Origin of the sequence: Lentzea fradiae, assembly GCF_900100955.1 — a bacterium.
In the GTDB taxonomy this organism is placed as follows: Bacteria; Actinomycetota; Actinomycetes; order Mycobacteriales; family Pseudonocardiaceae; genus Lentzea; species Lentzea fradiae.
The window spans coordinates 186,119-200,202 of record NZ_FNCC01000002.1 but is presented as its reverse complement, the minus strand read 5'-3'; the positions used below and the strand labels follow the sequence as shown (position 1 = coordinate 200,202).

At 70.2% G+C, this 14,084-nt stretch carries 17 protein-coding genes; 3 read left to right on the top strand and 14 right to left on the bottom strand.

Going from position 1 to position 14,084, the window contains the following annotated elements; genetic code table 11:
* Positions 1 to 2 precede the first annotated feature (2 nt).
* Positions 3 to 878: a phosphoribosylaminoimidazolesuccinocarboxamide synthase gene (locus BLT23_RS04925; protein WP_090046095.1), complete on the bottom strand. Its 876-nt coding sequence runs from the start codon at positions 876 to 878 to the stop codon at positions 3 to 5.
* A gap of 88 nt (positions 879 to 966) precedes the next feature.
* On the opposite strand from BLT23_RS04925, the gene BLT23_RS04920 reads away from it, so the two are divergent.
* On the top strand, positions 967 to 1,410 hold the full coding sequence (locus BLT23_RS04920; RefSeq protein WP_090046093.1) for a hypothetical protein: 444 nt from the start codon (positions 967 to 969) through the stop codon (positions 1,408 to 1,410).
* Between the two features lie 6 nt (positions 1,411 to 1,416).
* Here BLT23_RS04920 and BLT23_RS04915 read toward each other — a convergent pair whose 3' ends face one another.
* The 7 genes from BLT23_RS04915 to BLT23_RS04885 are packed head-to-tail and all read right to left on the bottom strand — an operon-like array spanning position 1,417 to position 6,841.
* Positions 1,417 to 2,208: an MOSC domain-containing protein gene (locus BLT23_RS04915; RefSeq protein ID WP_090046845.1), complete on the bottom strand. Its 792-nt coding sequence runs from the start codon at positions 2,206 to 2,208 to the stop codon at positions 1,417 to 1,419.
* A 2-nt stretch (positions 2,209 to 2,210) separates the two neighbouring features.
* A complete protein-coding gene (gene purB / locus BLT23_RS04910) occupies positions 2,211 to 3,629 on the bottom strand; it encodes an adenylosuccinate lyase (RefSeq protein ID WP_090046092.1) in 1,419 nt (472 codons plus the stop codon).
* 25 nt (positions 3,630 to 3,654) lie between these two features.
* Positions 3,655 to 4,404 carry a hypothetical protein gene (locus tag BLT23_RS04905; protein ID WP_090046090.1) on the bottom strand — a complete coding sequence of 250 codons (750 nt, stop codon included), beginning with the start codon at positions 4,402 to 4,404 and terminating at the stop codon, positions 3,655 to 3,657.
* Complete coding sequence (locus BLT23_RS04900; protein ID WP_090046088.1) at positions 4,401 to 4,934, bottom strand: SigE family RNA polymerase sigma factor; 534 nt, start codon at positions 4,932 to 4,934, stop codon at positions 4,401 to 4,403. The genes BLT23_RS04905 and BLT23_RS04900 overlap by 4 nt, the downstream gene beginning before the upstream one ends.
* A gap of 57 nt (positions 4,935 to 4,991) precedes the next feature.
* Positions 4,992 to 5,579, bottom strand: coding sequence for a TetR/AcrR family transcriptional regulator (locus tag BLT23_RS04895; RefSeq protein ID WP_090046087.1), 588 nt, complete (start codon positions 5,577 to 5,579; stop codon positions 4,992 to 4,994).
* Positions 5,580 to 5,606: 27 nt separating this feature from the next.
* The gene (locus BLT23_RS04890) at positions 5,607 to 6,287 is read right to left on the bottom strand and encodes a hypothetical protein (protein ID WP_090046085.1); all 681 of its coding nucleotides are present in this window, start codon (positions 6,285 to 6,287) and stop codon (positions 5,607 to 5,609) included.
* Positions 6,288 to 6,322: 35 nt separating this feature from the next.
* Positions 6,323 to 6,841 carry a SigE family RNA polymerase sigma factor gene (locus BLT23_RS04885; protein ID WP_090046084.1) on the bottom strand — a complete coding sequence of 173 codons (519 nt, stop codon included), beginning with the start codon at positions 6,839 to 6,841 and terminating at the stop codon, positions 6,323 to 6,325.
* A gap of 183 nt (positions 6,842 to 7,024) precedes the next feature.
* Between BLT23_RS04885 and BLT23_RS04880 the strand changes: the two genes are divergently transcribed.
* Together BLT23_RS04880 and BLT23_RS04875 are read left to right on the top strand one after the other, a co-directional pair.
* Positions 7,025 to 7,966: a threonine aldolase family protein gene (locus BLT23_RS04880; RefSeq protein ID WP_425434353.1), complete on the top strand. Its 942-nt coding sequence runs from the start codon at positions 7,025 to 7,027 to the stop codon at positions 7,964 to 7,966.
* A gap of 1 nt (position 7,967) precedes the next feature.
* Positions 7,968 to 8,561, top strand: a complete 594-nt coding sequence (locus tag BLT23_RS04875; protein ID WP_090046081.1) for an HAD-IA family hydrolase — start codon at positions 7,968 to 7,970, stop codon at positions 8,559 to 8,561.
* A 251-nt stretch (positions 8,562 to 8,812) separates the two neighbouring features.
* On the opposite strand, the gene BLT23_RS40555 is transcribed toward BLT23_RS04875, so the two are convergent.
* From BLT23_RS40555 to BLT23_RS04855, 6 genes are all read right to left on the bottom strand, one after another.
* Positions 8,813 to 8,962, bottom strand: a complete 150-nt coding sequence (locus BLT23_RS40555) for a hypothetical protein (protein WP_176946608.1) — start codon at positions 8,960 to 8,962, stop codon at positions 8,813 to 8,815.
* 55 nt (positions 8,963 to 9,017) lie between these two features.
* Positions 9,018 to 10,148 carry a pyridoxal phosphate-dependent aminotransferase gene (locus BLT23_RS04870; RefSeq protein WP_090046080.1) on the bottom strand — a complete coding sequence of 377 codons (1,131 nt, stop codon included), beginning with the start codon at positions 10,146 to 10,148 and terminating at the stop codon, positions 9,018 to 9,020.
* A 309-nt stretch (positions 10,149 to 10,457) separates the two neighbouring features.
* Positions 10,458 to 11,621 carry a transglycosylase SLT domain-containing protein gene (locus BLT23_RS04865; protein ID WP_425434345.1) on the bottom strand — a complete coding sequence of 388 codons (1,164 nt, stop codon included), beginning with the start codon at positions 11,619 to 11,621 and terminating at the stop codon, positions 10,458 to 10,460.
* Between the two features lies 1 nt (position 11,622).
* Complete coding sequence (locus tag BLT23_RS39855) at positions 11,623 to 11,928, bottom strand: hypothetical protein (protein ID WP_143035822.1); 306 nt, start codon at positions 11,926 to 11,928, stop codon at positions 11,623 to 11,625.
* 138 nt (positions 11,929 to 12,066) lie between these two features.
* Positions 12,067 to 12,789, bottom strand: a complete 723-nt coding sequence (locus BLT23_RS04860; protein WP_245743629.1) for an ESX secretion-associated protein EspG — start codon at positions 12,787 to 12,789, stop codon at positions 12,067 to 12,069.
* A gap of 39 nt (positions 12,790 to 12,828) precedes the next feature.
* The gene (locus BLT23_RS04855) at positions 12,829 to 13,989 is read right to left on the bottom strand and encodes a hypothetical protein (protein ID WP_143035821.1); all 1,161 of its coding nucleotides are present in this window, start codon (positions 13,987 to 13,989) and stop codon (positions 12,829 to 12,831) included.
* Positions 13,990 to 14,084: the final 95 nt, after the last annotated feature.

The following is a 14,084-nucleotide window of genomic DNA, read 5'->3' as shown; positions in this document are numbered from 1 at the left end:
GCTCAGGAGAGCCAGTCGGCGAAGGACCGGCCCGTCAGCTTCTCGTACGCCTCGACGTACCGGGCGCGGGTGGCCTCGACGACGTCCGCGGGCAGCGGGGGCGGCGGGGTGTCGCTCTTGCGGTCCCAGCCCGACGCGGGTGACGTCAGCCAGTCGCGCACGTACTGCTTGTCGAACGACGGCTGCACGCGGCCGGGCTCGTAGCCCTCGGCCGGCCAGTAGCGCGACGAGTCCGGCGTGAAGACCTCGTCCGCGAGGACCAGCTCGCCGTCCGGGGAGAGCCCGAACTCGAACTTGGTGTCCGCCAGGATCAGGCCGCGGGTCAACGCGTACGCGCGGGCCTCGCTGTACAGCTCGATCGTGCGGTCGCGCAGCTTCGACGCCAGCTCCAGGCCGTGCTTCGCGGCCACGACGTCGAACGACACGTTCTCGTCGTGCGCGCCGATCTCGGCCTTCGACGCGGGCGTGAAGATCGGCGGGTCCAGTTCGGACGCTTCGACCAGGCCCGCGGGCAGCGCGATCCCGCAGACCGCACCGGTGGCCTTGTAGTCGGCCATGCCGGAGCCGGTGAGGTAGCCGCGGGCCACGCACTCGACATCGACCATGTTCAGCTTGCGCACCAGCAGCGCCCGGCCGCGGACCTCGGCGGGGATGCGCGGGTCGTCGCAGGAGACCAGGTGGTTCGGGGTGAGCCGCTCGAACCAGAACACGCTCATCGCGGTCAGCACACGCCCCTTGTCGGGGATCTCCGTGCTCAGGACGTGGTCGTAGGCCGAGATGCGGTCGGACGCGACGAACAGCAGCAGCTCGTCGTCCACGTCGTACAGATCGCGGACCTTGCCGCGGGCGACGTGCTGGTAGTCAGCGAGCGTGGGCACGCTGGTCAGCCTACGTGCCGATACACCCGTGACCGATGCACACCCCGCACTACTACAGATCGCGCGAGAACACGCCTAAGGTGCACCCGTGTTCACCCGGAAGTCGCTACTGATCCCGATGCTCGTCAGCGCGGGGTTGCTCGTCGTGCTGGGCGTCGTGGGGTGGAGCCTCAGCTCCGACCCGGTGTCCTCCGCGCCGCCGTCGGGCTCGCAGAACACGAGCGTCACCCAGTCGGTGAGCATCGTGCCGACCCCGGACCTCGCCGAGATCTCGGTCAAGACGTCGACCACGACCACGACGACGACCACCACGACGCGGGTGACGCAGCCGGACAACCCCCAGCCCGTGCAGAGCGCTCCGCCGGAGCAGCAGCCTCCGACGACGACGGAGCCCCCTCAGCGCGGACTCCTCGTCATCGAGAACGCGTCCTGCAACCCGGAGGGCGCGACCGGCATCGGGCTGCGGGACGAACAGCTGGTGTGCCGCAAGGACCCTCAGCGCGGCGACCGCCTGCGCTGGCAGAAGCCCTGACGGCACTCAGACCTCAGCCCACTCCAGCACGTCGATCTTGTCGCCCACGGCGATCGTGCCCGGGCTGACGACGGCCGCCTTCATCCCGAACGTCACGCCGCCGTCCGGGTCGCGCCGGTAGGTGGCGAGCGTCCTCGTCGGTTCCGGGCCGTCCCTCCGGCCGGTCTCCTGGTCCACCATCGGCACCACGCACCGCACGCAGTCCTTGGCGTAGCCCAGTTCCACGTCCCCGACGACCGCGCGCCGCACCCGGTCCTCGGTGTGCGGTTCCGGCCAGCCGGACACGACGACGTTGGGGCGGAAGCGGTTCATCGGCACCGGCGCTCCGCCGCGTTCCAGGATGCGCTCGTTCAACGCGTCCAAAGAGGACAGGGAGAGCACCAGCAGCGCGTGCGCGTCCGCGTACCCGACCAGGCCGCTCGTGTGCCCGCCGGACTCCCGGCGCACGTCGGGAGGCATCCGCACGAGACGCACGGACCTGCCCAGCGCGTCGGAGAAGTACGCGGCGGCGGCCTCGCCCTGGTCGATCCCGGTGCCCTGCCACTTGTGCACGACGACCGGGACCCGCGGCCCGTCGACGACGACCGGGAACGACTCCCCGCCGATCACCAGCGAGGAGTCCACGAGGGACGGACGCAGCGCGGCCAGCTCCGGAACCTTGCGCTGCGACAGGAACACGCCCTCGTCGTCGACGAGCATCATCATCCGGTCGCCCCGCAGCCCGGTGGGGCCGACGGGCGAGGACGTGACGGCGTACCCGGCGCACCCCTTGACGGGGTAGACGTGCAGGCCCGACACGATCACAGGATCGGCTCCGGTTCGTAGGCCGGGTACTTGTCCACCACCGCGGCGACCTGCTCCACCACGGACGCGACCTGCGCCGACGCCACGCCGGTGAACGACAGGCGGTCGGCCAGCAGCGCGTCCAGCGCGGCCCGGTCGAGCGGCAGGCGCTCGTCGGCGGCCAGGCGGTCCAGCAGGTCGTTCTGCGCGAGGCCCTGCTCGCGCATCGCGAGCGCGACGGCCACCGCGTTCTCCTTGATGGCCTCGTGCGCGGTCTCGCGGCCGACACCGGCGCGCACGGCCGCCATCAGGACCTTCGTCGTGCCGAGGAACGGCAGGTAGCGGTCCAGCTCACGGGCGACGACGGCCGGGTAGGCACCGAACTCGTCCAGCACCGTCAGGAACGTCTCCAGCAGGCCGTCGAACGCGAAGAACGCGTCGGGCAGCGCGACCCGGCGGACCACCGAGCACGACACGTCGCCCTCGTTCCACTGGTCGCCCGCCAGCTCGCCGACCATCGACAGGTAGCCGCGCAGGATCACCGCGAAGCCGTTGACGCGCTCGCACGACCGCGTGTTCATCTTGTGCGGCATGGCACTGGAGCCGACCTGGCCGGGCTTGAAGCCCTCTGTCACGAGCTCGTGGCCCGCCATCAGCCGGATGGTCTTGGCGACCGACGACGGCGCGGCGGCGAGCTGCACGAGCGTCGAGACGACGTCGAAGTCCAGCGAGCGCGGGTAGACCTGGCCCACCGAGGTGAGCACGCGCTCGAAGCCGAGGTGACCCGCGACCGTGCGCTCCAGCTCCGCGAGCTTCTCCTGCGAGCCGAGCAGGTCGAGCATGTCCTGGGCGGTGCCGACCGGGCCCTTGACGCCGCGCAGCGGGTAGCGGGCGATCAGCTCGTCGAGGCGGTGGAACGCCACCAGCAGCTCGTCCGCGCCGGTCGCGAACCGCTTGCCCAGCGTCGTCGCCTGCGCGGCCACGTTGTGCGAACGGCCGGCCATGACGAGGTCCGAGTGCTCGGCGGCGAGCCGCGCGAGACGGCCCAGCACGGCGGCGACCTTCGACCTGATCAGCTCCAGCGAGCGCAGCACCTGCAGCTGCTCGACGTTCTCGGTCAGGTCGCGCGAGGTCATGCCCTTGTGGACCTGCTCGTGGCCCGCGAGGGCGTTGAACTCCTCGATGCGCGCCTTCACGTCGTGGCGCGTCACCCGCTCGCGCGCGGCGATCGACTCCAGGTCGACCTGCTCCAGCACGCGTTCGTAGTCGGCGACCGCGGTCTCCGGCACGTCGATGCCGGCCGCGGCCTGGGCACGCAGCACGGCGAGCCACAGCTGGCGTTCCAGCACGATCTTGTGCTCGGCCGACCAGAGCGTCGCGAGGGACGTGGAGGCGTAGCGACCTGCGAGGACGTTGGCGATGCGCGGCTTGCTCACGGCGCCAGGCTAGTGCACGCGGACCTCACCGCCAGGGGATGGCGTTGTCGGTCACGAGCGTTGTGAGCACGCTTACCCGCAACGGCACCGTCTGCCGCAGCCCGGCACCCGTCGCCGGGTTGTAGCTGAAGGAGCCCATGCGCACGACGAGCCCGTCCTGGAACACCCGGACGGACTCCGCCCTGACGATGTCCGGACCGCCGTCGGTGAACTCGGCCTCGGTGACGACCGAGCCGTCCTTCTGCTGCAGGTCCCGGCAGGCCAGCGCGCCGAAGCAGAACCCGCTCTTGCCAAACCCGAGCTTGCCCACCTCGACCCGCAGCGCCGTCGGCCCGATCTGGTCGGTGAACAGGACGTGGCCCGAGATGTCCGGGTCACCCGGCGCTCTCGTGGTGGACGTCGGCCCGGAGTAGGGGTGGCCGGAGCGGGTGGTGGCGTAGACGTCCGCGAGCTCCGGCCTCATCGTCATCAGCCGCTCCGACAACAGGTCGCCGATGCGCTGGGCGCGCTTGTCGTCCGGCTCGCTCGGCCGGACCGAGGCCGACGGAGCCGGCCCCTCGGAGGCCAGCTGGTCCTCCCGGTCCCGCGGCAGCAGCCCCGGCAGGGCGAACGACGCCACGACGATCATCGCCGTCGCCACGCCCACCGCCACCAGCGCTCGACGACGACTTTTTTTCTGCTCGACCCGCCTGATCAGGGTGTCGGGGTCGAAGTCGAGGGGCGGCTCGTCCCAGACGGCCAGCAGCATCCCCTCGCGGATCTCCTGCTCACTCACGACGCGACCCTCCCCGAACTGTTGTCGAGCTTCTCCACGATGGTGCGCAGTGTCGCGAGACCGCGCGCCGTCTGGCTTTTGACCGTTCCCTCGGAGCACCCCATCGCCACCGCCACCTCGGCGACCGAGAGGTCCTCGAAATAACGCAGCACGAGCACCGCTCGTTGACGTGGAGGCACCTGGAGCAACGCGGTGTGCACGAGCTCACGCGCCCACAGCTTCGCGCTGGTGGTGTCCGGGTCCACGGTGAGGTCGGCGGCGTCCGGCAGCTCGCCGTCGCGCTGCTCGGCTCTGCGCCACGGCCTGCGCTTCTCGTCCAGCCAGGTGCGCAGCAGCACCTTGCGGGCGTACGCGATCAGGTTGTCGAGGTCCTTGATGCGCTTCCAGGCCATGTACATCTTCATGAGGCTCGACTGCATCAGGTCTTCTGCCGTGTGCCAGTCGCCACAGAACAGATAGGCGGTGCGTCGCAAAGACGCGGCATTGGCTGCCGCGAACTCGCGAAAGCCCTGCTCATCGGCCTTGCGCATGCGATCCCCTCTCGCGTCCTCACCCAGGAACACGCGCCGGGGGAACGCGGGGTTGCATCACCCGTCCCGCGAAAGAGCCGAACGGAGCATCCTCGCCGCCACACCCCTCGGATCGGACTTCAGCTCGATGAACGAGTTGACCACCGACCCGTCCACGAGCGCGATCAGCTCCTCGATCCGGCCGCGCGGCACGTCCCTGCCGGAGCGGGCGAAGATCTCCGCGATCAGCTCGTGCAGCTCCTTCGACATCACCCGCATCAACGGCCGCAGGTACGGGCGGCGGCCCGTCGCCACAAGACGCTCGTAGCGCAGCAGCATCGTCTCGGTGTCCGTGACGGCCTCGCCGACCAGCAGGTCCAGCACGAACTCGATCAGCACGTCGTCGTCGGTCAGCCGGCCCGCCGGCGTCGCGGCGAGACGTCTGCGGCAGCTCTCCAGCTCGGTGCGGCCGTGGAGCTCGACGGCGGCGGTGACGAGCTCGTCGAGCGAGTCGAAGTAGTAGGTGGTCGACGCGAGCGGCAGACCTGCGCGTTCGGCGACCGCGCGGTGCCTGACCGCGTCGAACCCGCCCTCCACGAGCAGTTCGGACGCCGCCTCGACGAGCGCCTGCCGCCTGCGCTCACCCTTCGGGGTAGCTGCCGTCATAGTCGAACCAGCGTACTGGGCGTCCGCTCAGAACCTCGGGGCCAGTGCGTCGGCCAACCGCCTGACCTGGCCCTGCAGCTCGCCGTCCCCCTGCGTGAACACGTAGAGGTCCTGCCCGGTGGCCGTCACGGCCTTCTCGGCGCCCGGCGGCGGCACGAACTCGTCCGGCGTGACGATCGCGGTGACGGTGAGGCCGTCAACGGGGAACATGGCCGACCGCGAGGCGGGCGAGCACGACACCGACGGCGGCGCCGCGAAGTCCGGTGAGACCGAAAGCTCGCCGGCGAGGGCGTCCGCGAGCTCCCGGTCCACCGCCGCGCAGCCCTGCACTGCGCGTGCACCGGTCGAGAAACCGGTGCTTCCCGGCTGCGCCACGTCCCCCTGCGTGGACGAGGCGTCGCCAGGGAAGTTCTTCTCGCCAGGAGGCTGGGCCTCCATCAGGGTCATCGGCGATTTTGCCGTGTCGTCCCTCTGTTGCACAGCACCCGCGCTGCTCGACGTGTTCGCGTCATGGCCGTACCAGGAGTTCGCCGCGAGGACGCCGCCGAAACCCAGGACGACGGCCAAAGTGGTGCCGGCCGCGATCGAGTTGCGTCGGCGCAGCGTGGCGCGCCGTGACGCCGTGCGGATGTCGGCCTCGTCGAAGGACGCCGGTGGCGCGTCGTGCGCCGCGTCGCGGAACAGGTTCGCGAGCTTCTGCTCGTCCATCTACGTCGTCCTCCTCTCGCTGCCGTTCTGGCCGGTCACGACGCCGGTCGCAGGTCGTCGATCGCGTCGCCCAGAGCTTCTCGCAACGCGGTCAGCCCGCGGGCGGTCTGACTCTTCACAGTTCCTTCCGAGCACTTCAGCACCTCGGCCGTGGCCGTGACGTCGAGGCCCTCCAGGAACCTCAGCACGAGCACCGCCCGTTGCCTCGGCGGGACTCTGCGCAGGCCCTTCAGCAACGCCTCGCGCGTCGCCACGGTGTCGCCGACCTCGTTGTCCGTCGTCGGTGACTCCGGCAGCTCGTCGGTGAACTTCTCGCGCCGCCACGGACGACGTGACTCGTCGATCACCGCGCGCACCACCGTGCGCCGCACATAGGCGTCGAGAGCCTGCTTGTCCCGGATCTTCCGCCACCTCCTGTGCACCGCCACGAACGCCGTCTGCGCGAAGTCGTCGGCGCGGTGCCAGTCGCCGCACAGCAGGTATGCCGTTCGGCGCACGGCCTCACGGCGAGCCACGAAGTACTCCGCGAACTCCTGCTCGTCGCGCTGATCCACGCGGACTGCTCTCCGCTCGTTCCTCGAGTTGCACTGCCTGGACGGAAACTGAGGCACCCACGGTTGCACGAACCTCCGTGGAGAGCTACATCACCCCCTCGGTCGTTCACCGGATGTGATGTGATCGGGCCCGTGACCCCCATTGACCTGCGCTCGGACACCGTCACCCGCCCCGACGAGGAGATGCGCCGCGCCATGGCCTCGGCCGAGGTGGGCGACGACGTCCTGGACCACGACCCGACGATGGCGGCCCTGGAGGAACGCGTCGCCGGGCTGCTCGGCGTCGAAGCCGCCCTGTGGGTGCCGTCCGGGTCGATGGGCAACCTGATCGCGCTGTTCCTGCACCTCGACCGCGGCGACCGGTTCCTCGCACCGCTCGGCGCGCACGTCCTGGACGCCGAGCTCGGCACCGCCGCGTGGCTGGCCGGCGGCATGCCGCACGCCCTGCCCGTCCTGACGGCTCCCGCCGTGCTCGCCGCGGCCGGCGGCGAGTCGCCCTACTACGGGCTGCGGACCACGTTGCTGTGCCTGGAGAACACGCACAACTCCTCCGGCGGCACCGTGACCTCGGCCGACGACCACGCGGCCCTGGTCGCCGCCGCCCGCTCCACCGGCCTGGCCGTCCACCTCGACGGAGCCCGCCTGTGGAACGCGTCGGTGGCCCTCGGCGTCCCGCCCGCCACCCTGGCCGCCGGCGTCGACACCGTGCAGGTGTGCCTGTCGAAAGGCCTCGGCGCCCCGGTCGGTTCCGTGGTGGCCGGGTCCGCGTCGTTCGTCACCGAGGCCCGGCGCGTGCGCAAGATGCTCGGCGGAGGGGTGCGCCAGGGCGGCGTGCTCGCCGCCGCGGGTCTAGTGGCGCTCGACCGGATCGACCGGCTGGCCGCAGATCATTCGAACGCCTATCAATTGGCTTCCGGGTTGCGGGCACTGGGCTGGGAGGTGGACGAGCCCGCCACGAACATCGTGCTGGCCACCGTGCCGGACCTGGAGAAGACGCTGTTGTCCTTGCGCGAAATCGGGGTTGCCGCCAGTCCGATGTCCGGCAAGGTGCGGTTCGTGACGCACGGCGACGTGGACTCGTCCGACGTCGCCGAGGTGCTGCGCCGCCTACGAGAGGACGTCTGAGATGCGCTGGATCGTGTTCGACTTCGGCGAGGTGATCAGCCAGCGGAACCCGGCGAGGCCCGCGATGGCGGCGAAGCTCGGCGTGACGCTGCAGGAGTTCGACGCCGTCTACTGGGACCGCGACGCCTACGACCGCGGCTGCACCGACACCGAGTACTGGACGGCCATCGGTGCGTCGCTGGACGTGGACGTCCCCGACGCCCTCGTCCGCGAACTGACCGCGATGGACAACGCGGGCTGGCTCGACGACCCGGTGCTGGAAACCGTGGCGCTGATCGAAGACCTGGACGCGGCCGGCGTGCCACTGGCCCTGCTCTCCAACGCACCGTCGACGTTCGCCAGGCTGGCCGAGAAGGTGTCGTGGGCACGCCACTTCCGGCACCTGGTGTTCTCCGGCGACCTCGGCTGCGCCAAACCCGACGCGGCGATCTGGAAACACGTCGAGTCCGTGCTCGAAGCCCCCGCCGCCGACCTCGTCTTCTACGACGACCGTCAGTCCAACGTGGACGGAGCACTCGCAGCGGGCTGGGACGCCCGCCTGTGGACCTCCGCCCGCACCGCCCGCGCCGAACTGCTCACCTCGTTCGACTTCTAAGCACGCTTCCAGAACTGCTGTCCGTAACGCCCCGTCCCGCTCGCAACTCTCTTTCGTGTTTCCTGCGTAGTACGCGGGGGCCCTACGTCCCATGTACGGAAACGTAGGGCCCCCGCGTTCCCAAGGCACGTCACGCAGAGCAGGCGGGGACCGCTGGCTGGGTGACACGCGGGCGAGTGTCTGGCGGAGTGCTTAGGCTTCGCCCGGCTGGCGGACCTGGTCAGTTCCCAGGTCCCGCCTTCAGGTCTTGTTCAGCGCTTGGCTTTGATCGCGCCGTACGCCGCGGTGACCGCGAGGAGCACCACCCCGATCACGGCGAGCCAGAACAGCCCCTTGACCACAGCCCCGACCACGGCCAGCACGACCCAGATCGCCACCAGCCACCCGATGATCGCCCACATGACAACCTCCCTCTCCCGTCCGTGAACGCTCCAGGCGCCGGTTTTGTTGCGCTTCCTACAGCCACGCCTTCAGCCGCCGCAGGGCTTCCTCGATGTCCTGGGTGGATCCGGCGAACGACATCCGCACGAAGTGATGCCCGTCCACGGGATCGAAGTCGATACCGGGCACGATCGCCACGCCGGTGTCGTCCAGCAGCTTCTTGCAGAACGCCATCGAATCGTCCGTGAGATGCCGAACGTCCGCGTACACGTAGAACGCCCCGTCCGCAGGCGCGAGCTTGTCGATGCCAAGGCTGGTCAACCCCTGGACCAGCAGATCCCGGTTCACCCGATACCGCTCCAGATGCCCGGCCGTCTCGGCATAAGCGTCCTCGTGAAACGCCTCCACCGCCGCGTACTGCGCCAACGCGGGCGGACACAACGTGAAGTTGCCGGTGAGACAGTCCACCGCCCGCCGCAACCGCTCGGGCAACAACATCCATCCCAACCGCCATCCGGTCATGGCGAACGCCTTCGAGAACGAGTTCACCACGATCGCGTCCCGCGACGTCTCCCACGCACACCGCAACGGCTCGCCGTAACTGATCCCGTGGTAGATCTCGTCACTGACCAGCTGAACCCCGTTGTCCTCACACCACCGCGCGATCGGCTCGACCGCCGCGACCGTCCCGGTCGGGTTGGCGGGGCTGGCGACGATCACACCCTTGAGCCCGGGATCGAGCATCTCCACCGTCGGCTGGAACCGCGTCTCCGGCCCGCACGGCAGCTCGACCACCTCACACCCCAACGCCTTCAGGATGTTCCGGTAAGCCGGATACCCGGGCCGCGCCAACGCGACCTTGTCGCCGGGGTCGAACGCCGCCAGGAACGCGAGCGTGAACGCCCCCGACGAACCCGTGGTGACCACCACGTCGTCGGGGGTGACCTCGAGGCCGTACTGGCGGTCGTAGTGGCCGGCGATGGCTTCCCGCAGCTCCGGAATGCCCAGCTGCTCGGTGTAGCCCAGCGGCTGGTCCGTGACCGCCTTGACCGCCGCGTCCCTGACCGGCTTGGGGGCGGGGCTCGACGGCTGACCGGCGGCCAGGGAGATCACGTCGCCGTGGGTCCGCTGCCGTCGGGCGGCGGCGGACAGCACGTCCATGACGTGGAAGGGTGGGACGTCGGCGCGGGCAGCCACGGTGAGCATGCCGCCCAGGCTAACCCGCTGGTGACGGGTGCCGGGCTGTTCGCACGGCCACAGTGGCAGGCCGGGGGTGGTGGGGCTGGCGGACTCACGTCGGCGGGGCCTGCTTCATCCGGCCCTCCGCTCCGATTCGCCCTTCGCCTTCGGCCGCACCCCCCGCGCTTCCGCATATGCGAGAGAAACTGCAACAGTGTTTCAGGACATTCCATACCCGTGCGGGTGTGGATAACCGAAACCCGGCCCATTTCCGTCATGACATACCTGACGAACGAGGGCCGGGATCCGGACAAGACTCACCCGATCGTGCGGCGATCAATACCCTTGGTAACCGCCGCCTTGGGCCATTGCCTTCAGGCCTGGGTGGCCTTCGAAGCCTCCGTAGCGCGAGAAGGTGTAGCGGACGCCGGCGATGATGTTGTCGACCGGGTTCCAGATGTCGTCGTGGCCCGGCAGCTTGTGGGCGTCGAAGGTCGAGTCGATGCACTGCATCAGGCCCTTGGACGGCGTGCCCTTCTGGGCGTTCGAGTCCCAGAGGTTGATGGCGTGCGGGTTGCCGCTCGACTCCTTTTCGATGATCTTCCAGATCTCGTCGATGTTCTCCTCGGTGACCGGGATGCCGTTGGCCTGGAGGATCTTGATGGCCTCGCGGATCCACTCCTCGACGTTGCCGGGCGGCGGGCTGCCCGACGGCGGGCCGCCGCTGGAACCCAGGCCACCCATGCCGCCACCGCCTCCGCCACCGCCGCCGGAAGCGCCACCGCCACCGCCACCACCGGAGCCGGAGCCGTGGTCGGCCGGGGTGGCGGGAGCGGGCTTGGGCTGGGTCTCCGCGGCGGACTGGTGGGTCGAGTCGTCCGGGGGTGGGGTCGGGGCCCAGTCGATCGGCTTGCCCGGTGCGGGGGTGAAGGGCTGGATGTTCGGGTCTTCCAGCGCCGAGAACTTCGGCGTCAGCGCGCCGGGGCGGGCCTTCAGGGTGCCGGCGGCGGCGTTCAGGGCCGACTCCGCTTGGGAGATCACGGGGGTCGCGTCGGCGACGGCTTCGGCGACGTAGCCGCGGATGACGCTGTCGACGTCTTCCGGTGGCTGGTTGTGGAGTTGTCGGCGGGCCTCGCGGGCGCGGCTCAGGAGGGTCTCGCAGATGCGGCTCATCGAGGACTTCGCCGTCTCCAGGGCGGTGGCGGCTGTTTCGAGATCGGTCGCGGCGGCGTTGAGCGCGTCGGACATGGAGGTGCCGCACTTGGTCAGGTCGCCCATGTAGGCGGCGAAGCCGTCCGCGGACCTGCCTTCCCAGGCGTCGTCGAGCTGGGCCGCGGACCGTTGGACCACCGCCGTCTGGTCGCCGCACTTGCCGGCTGCCTGCTTCCAGCGGGCGGCGATGTCGCGCACGGCTTGGGGTTGGGCGGTCTCGACCTTGTCGGCGAGGGCGGCCAGTTCCGCGCCGCCGGGGAGTGCCGAGACCTCGTCCATCGCGCTCACGTCACACCGTCCTGAAGGAGTTCTTGGCGGCTTCCTCGACGTCGTCGACGTTGGACTGGATCTTGTCCAGTGCGCTCTCGACCTTGCGCAGCACCTTTTCGGCCGCGTCGAACTCCTGAGCGCCCGCCTGGTCCATCGCGGCGACCGCGCCGGAGAGCGCACCGGAGGATCCCAGTTTTCCGAATATGTCCGGATTTCCGCATTGGGTAGAAAAACCGTCACCGATCGCGCCGAATTGTCCGGCTTGACTGCTCACGGTGGTGCGGCACTGTTCCATTGCCTCGGTGTTGAACTTGGCCCCCGCCACGCGCGCCTACCCCCTTTTGAAACCTCTCCCGACGACCATAGAACGAATCGCCGCGGGCGGGATGCCGATTCGCCCCATCGGGACGACTGTGCCCGCCTGCCGACATTCGACGGGCGGGCACGGCCGGGGGTTCCGCGATCAGACTTCTTGCAGCAGCTCCCAGATCGAGGAAGCGAGGCGGTGGTTGTCGACCGGGGTGATGGTGCACCACTTGCGGCCGTCGCTGCTGGGCTTGAGCTGACGCAGGTAGCGGCCGTTGTGCGTGTCGTGGAACGAGACCACGCGGCCGGCGCGCCGTCCGTTCCGCTGCGCGCCGAACTGGCCGCGGGTGGAGATGCCGTCGAGCATCCCGGCGAGCTCCTGAGCGTCACCGAGGCGCATTCCCTGACGTTCCAACGTGGTGATCATGCGCTGGGCGTCGAGCCCGACGTCCTTGGCCGCGGCCACCAGGTCGTCGTAGGGCAGGCTGATCGAGCGGCCGAACCCGGCGGGCATCTCGCCAGCGACCGACACCGCGGCCTCCGCGAGAGCCGTGCCGCGGGCTTCGATCAGCCACATCTCGTCGCGGTCCTGCACGGCGAGGATCGCCTCGTCGCCGATCGCGGCGGCAAGGCCGCTGATCTGCCGGTCGGCCCAGATCCACAGGTCGACCGCCACCTGGTGGTTCCCGAGCAGCGCGAACCCGTCGGCGAGCTCGGGGACGACCCGGCCGTTGCGGGCCAGGCCGCGCGACTCGAGCGACTCCCAGGCCCGCTTCACCACCTCGGCCTTCTCGGTGTGGGTGATGGACGGGATCCGCGTGTCCAGCGCGACGTGCGCGGCCGGGAGGCGTTGCGCCTCCCAGACCACGGCGAACTCCACTGTGGACAGAACCACAGAACTCGGTGCGCTCAACGGTTTCTACTTGTCCTTCGGGTCTTCGCCGATGACGGACTGGACCACCATGCGATCGTCGCCGAACATCTCGTCGGAGTCGACACCGTACTTGCGCACGTGCTCGCTGTCCTCGTCGCCTCCGCCCTTCGCCGCGCTGGCCGCGGGGGACATGAGCGAGCCACCACCACGACCGGCCGGGCCGCCCTTGGCACCGGCCGCCGCACCGGAACGGTTGGCGTCGGGCCCGACGCCACTCGCACCACCGGGCGTCACCGCGGCACCGGGCACGCGGCCGGAGGCACCCGCGCCACCGGCACCTGCGCCGCCCGCGCCACCGCCGGCCTTGCCGCCGATCGTGCTGGGCGCACCCTTCGGCCCGGTGGGCGCGATGGGGGTCTTGGGCGCCTGGCTGGGACCACGTCCACCACCGACGACCTGCGGCCCGCGAGCACCGGTCGTCGCACCGGCGAGACCGGTCGCCGCGGCGGTCGCGGCCGTGCCGACGATCGACGGGCCGACGAACGGCTTGGGCAGGCCGGGACCGGTCGCGATCGGACCGGGCGTGCCGGTGCCGGGGAGGATGCCGGTGGTGTTGCCGGGGAGGCCGGGAGCCGGAGCGAGCGGGACACCGCCGGGCGTGCCGGGGCTGCCGGGCGTGCCGGTGAACGCCGGTCCGCTGCCGGGGAAGCCGGGCGTGCCGACCTGGGGCTGCCCGACCGGCGTGCCGACGGACGGCGCGACGGCGCCGCTGGTGACGATGATGTCGGGGGCCTTGTCGGGGGCGCGGAAGCCGTCGAGAGAGCCCTGGCTGTTGGAGACGTAGCCGTTGAGGCTGTCGATGGCCTGCTGGCGGGCCTGGTTGGTCTGCTGGACCTCGGCGGCGTGGTCCGTCTCGATGCCGATCAGGCCGGCGACCTTGTCGCCGAAGTTGCGTTCGGTGTCGCCGCGCAGGTCCTGGGCAGGAGGGGTGCTGTAGCGGGCGGTGCTCGTGCTCTCGCCCTGCTGCGTCATCGCCTGGGAGTTCTGTTCCGACGCCTGGCTGCCGTCGTCGATGCCGACAGCGACCACTTCCGTCTTCTCCTGGCTCTTCTCGCCCGCGGCGCCGCCCCAGTCGATCTTGAGGTCCTTGAGCTGGGTCCGGATCGTGGAGTCGACGTGCTCCAGCGCGCTGGCGAGTTCACGCAACGCTGCGGACGCTTCGCCGAACCTGGATGCGATCGTGCTGCTCGAGAGCTTCTGGACCTCATTCGCGAGCTGCTGGTTGGACCAACCGTCGAAGT

Bases quoted from the DNA above. Each gene is read 5' to 3' on its own strand.
- BLT23_RS04880 (WP_425434353.1), top strand. From the start codon at position 7,025: ATGCGCCGCGCCATGGCCTCGGCCGAGGTGGGCGACGACGTCCTGGAC.
- BLT23_RS04875 (WP_090046081.1), top strand. From the start codon at position 7,968: ATGCGCTGGATCGTGTTCGACTTCGGCGAGGTGATCAGCCAGCGGAAC.
- BLT23_RS40555 (WP_176946608.1), bottom strand. From the start codon at position 8,962: ATGTGGGCGATCATCGGGTGGCTGGTGGCGATCTGGGTCGTGCTGGCC.
- BLT23_RS04870 (WP_090046080.1), bottom strand. From the start codon at position 10,148: ATGCTCACCGTGGCTGCCCGCGCCGACGTCCCACCCTTCCACGTCATG.
- BLT23_RS04900 (WP_090046088.1), bottom strand. From the start codon at position 4,934: ATGCGCAAGGCCGATGAGCAGGGCTTTCGCGAGTTCGCGGCAGCCAAT.
- BLT23_RS04890 (WP_090046085.1), bottom strand. From the start codon at position 6,287: ATGGACGAGCAGAAGCTCGCGAACCTGTTCCGCGACGCGGCGCACGAC.
- BLT23_RS04895 (WP_090046087.1), bottom strand. From the start codon at position 5,579: ATGACGGCAGCTACCCCGAAGGGTGAGCGCAGGCGGCAGGCGCTCGTC.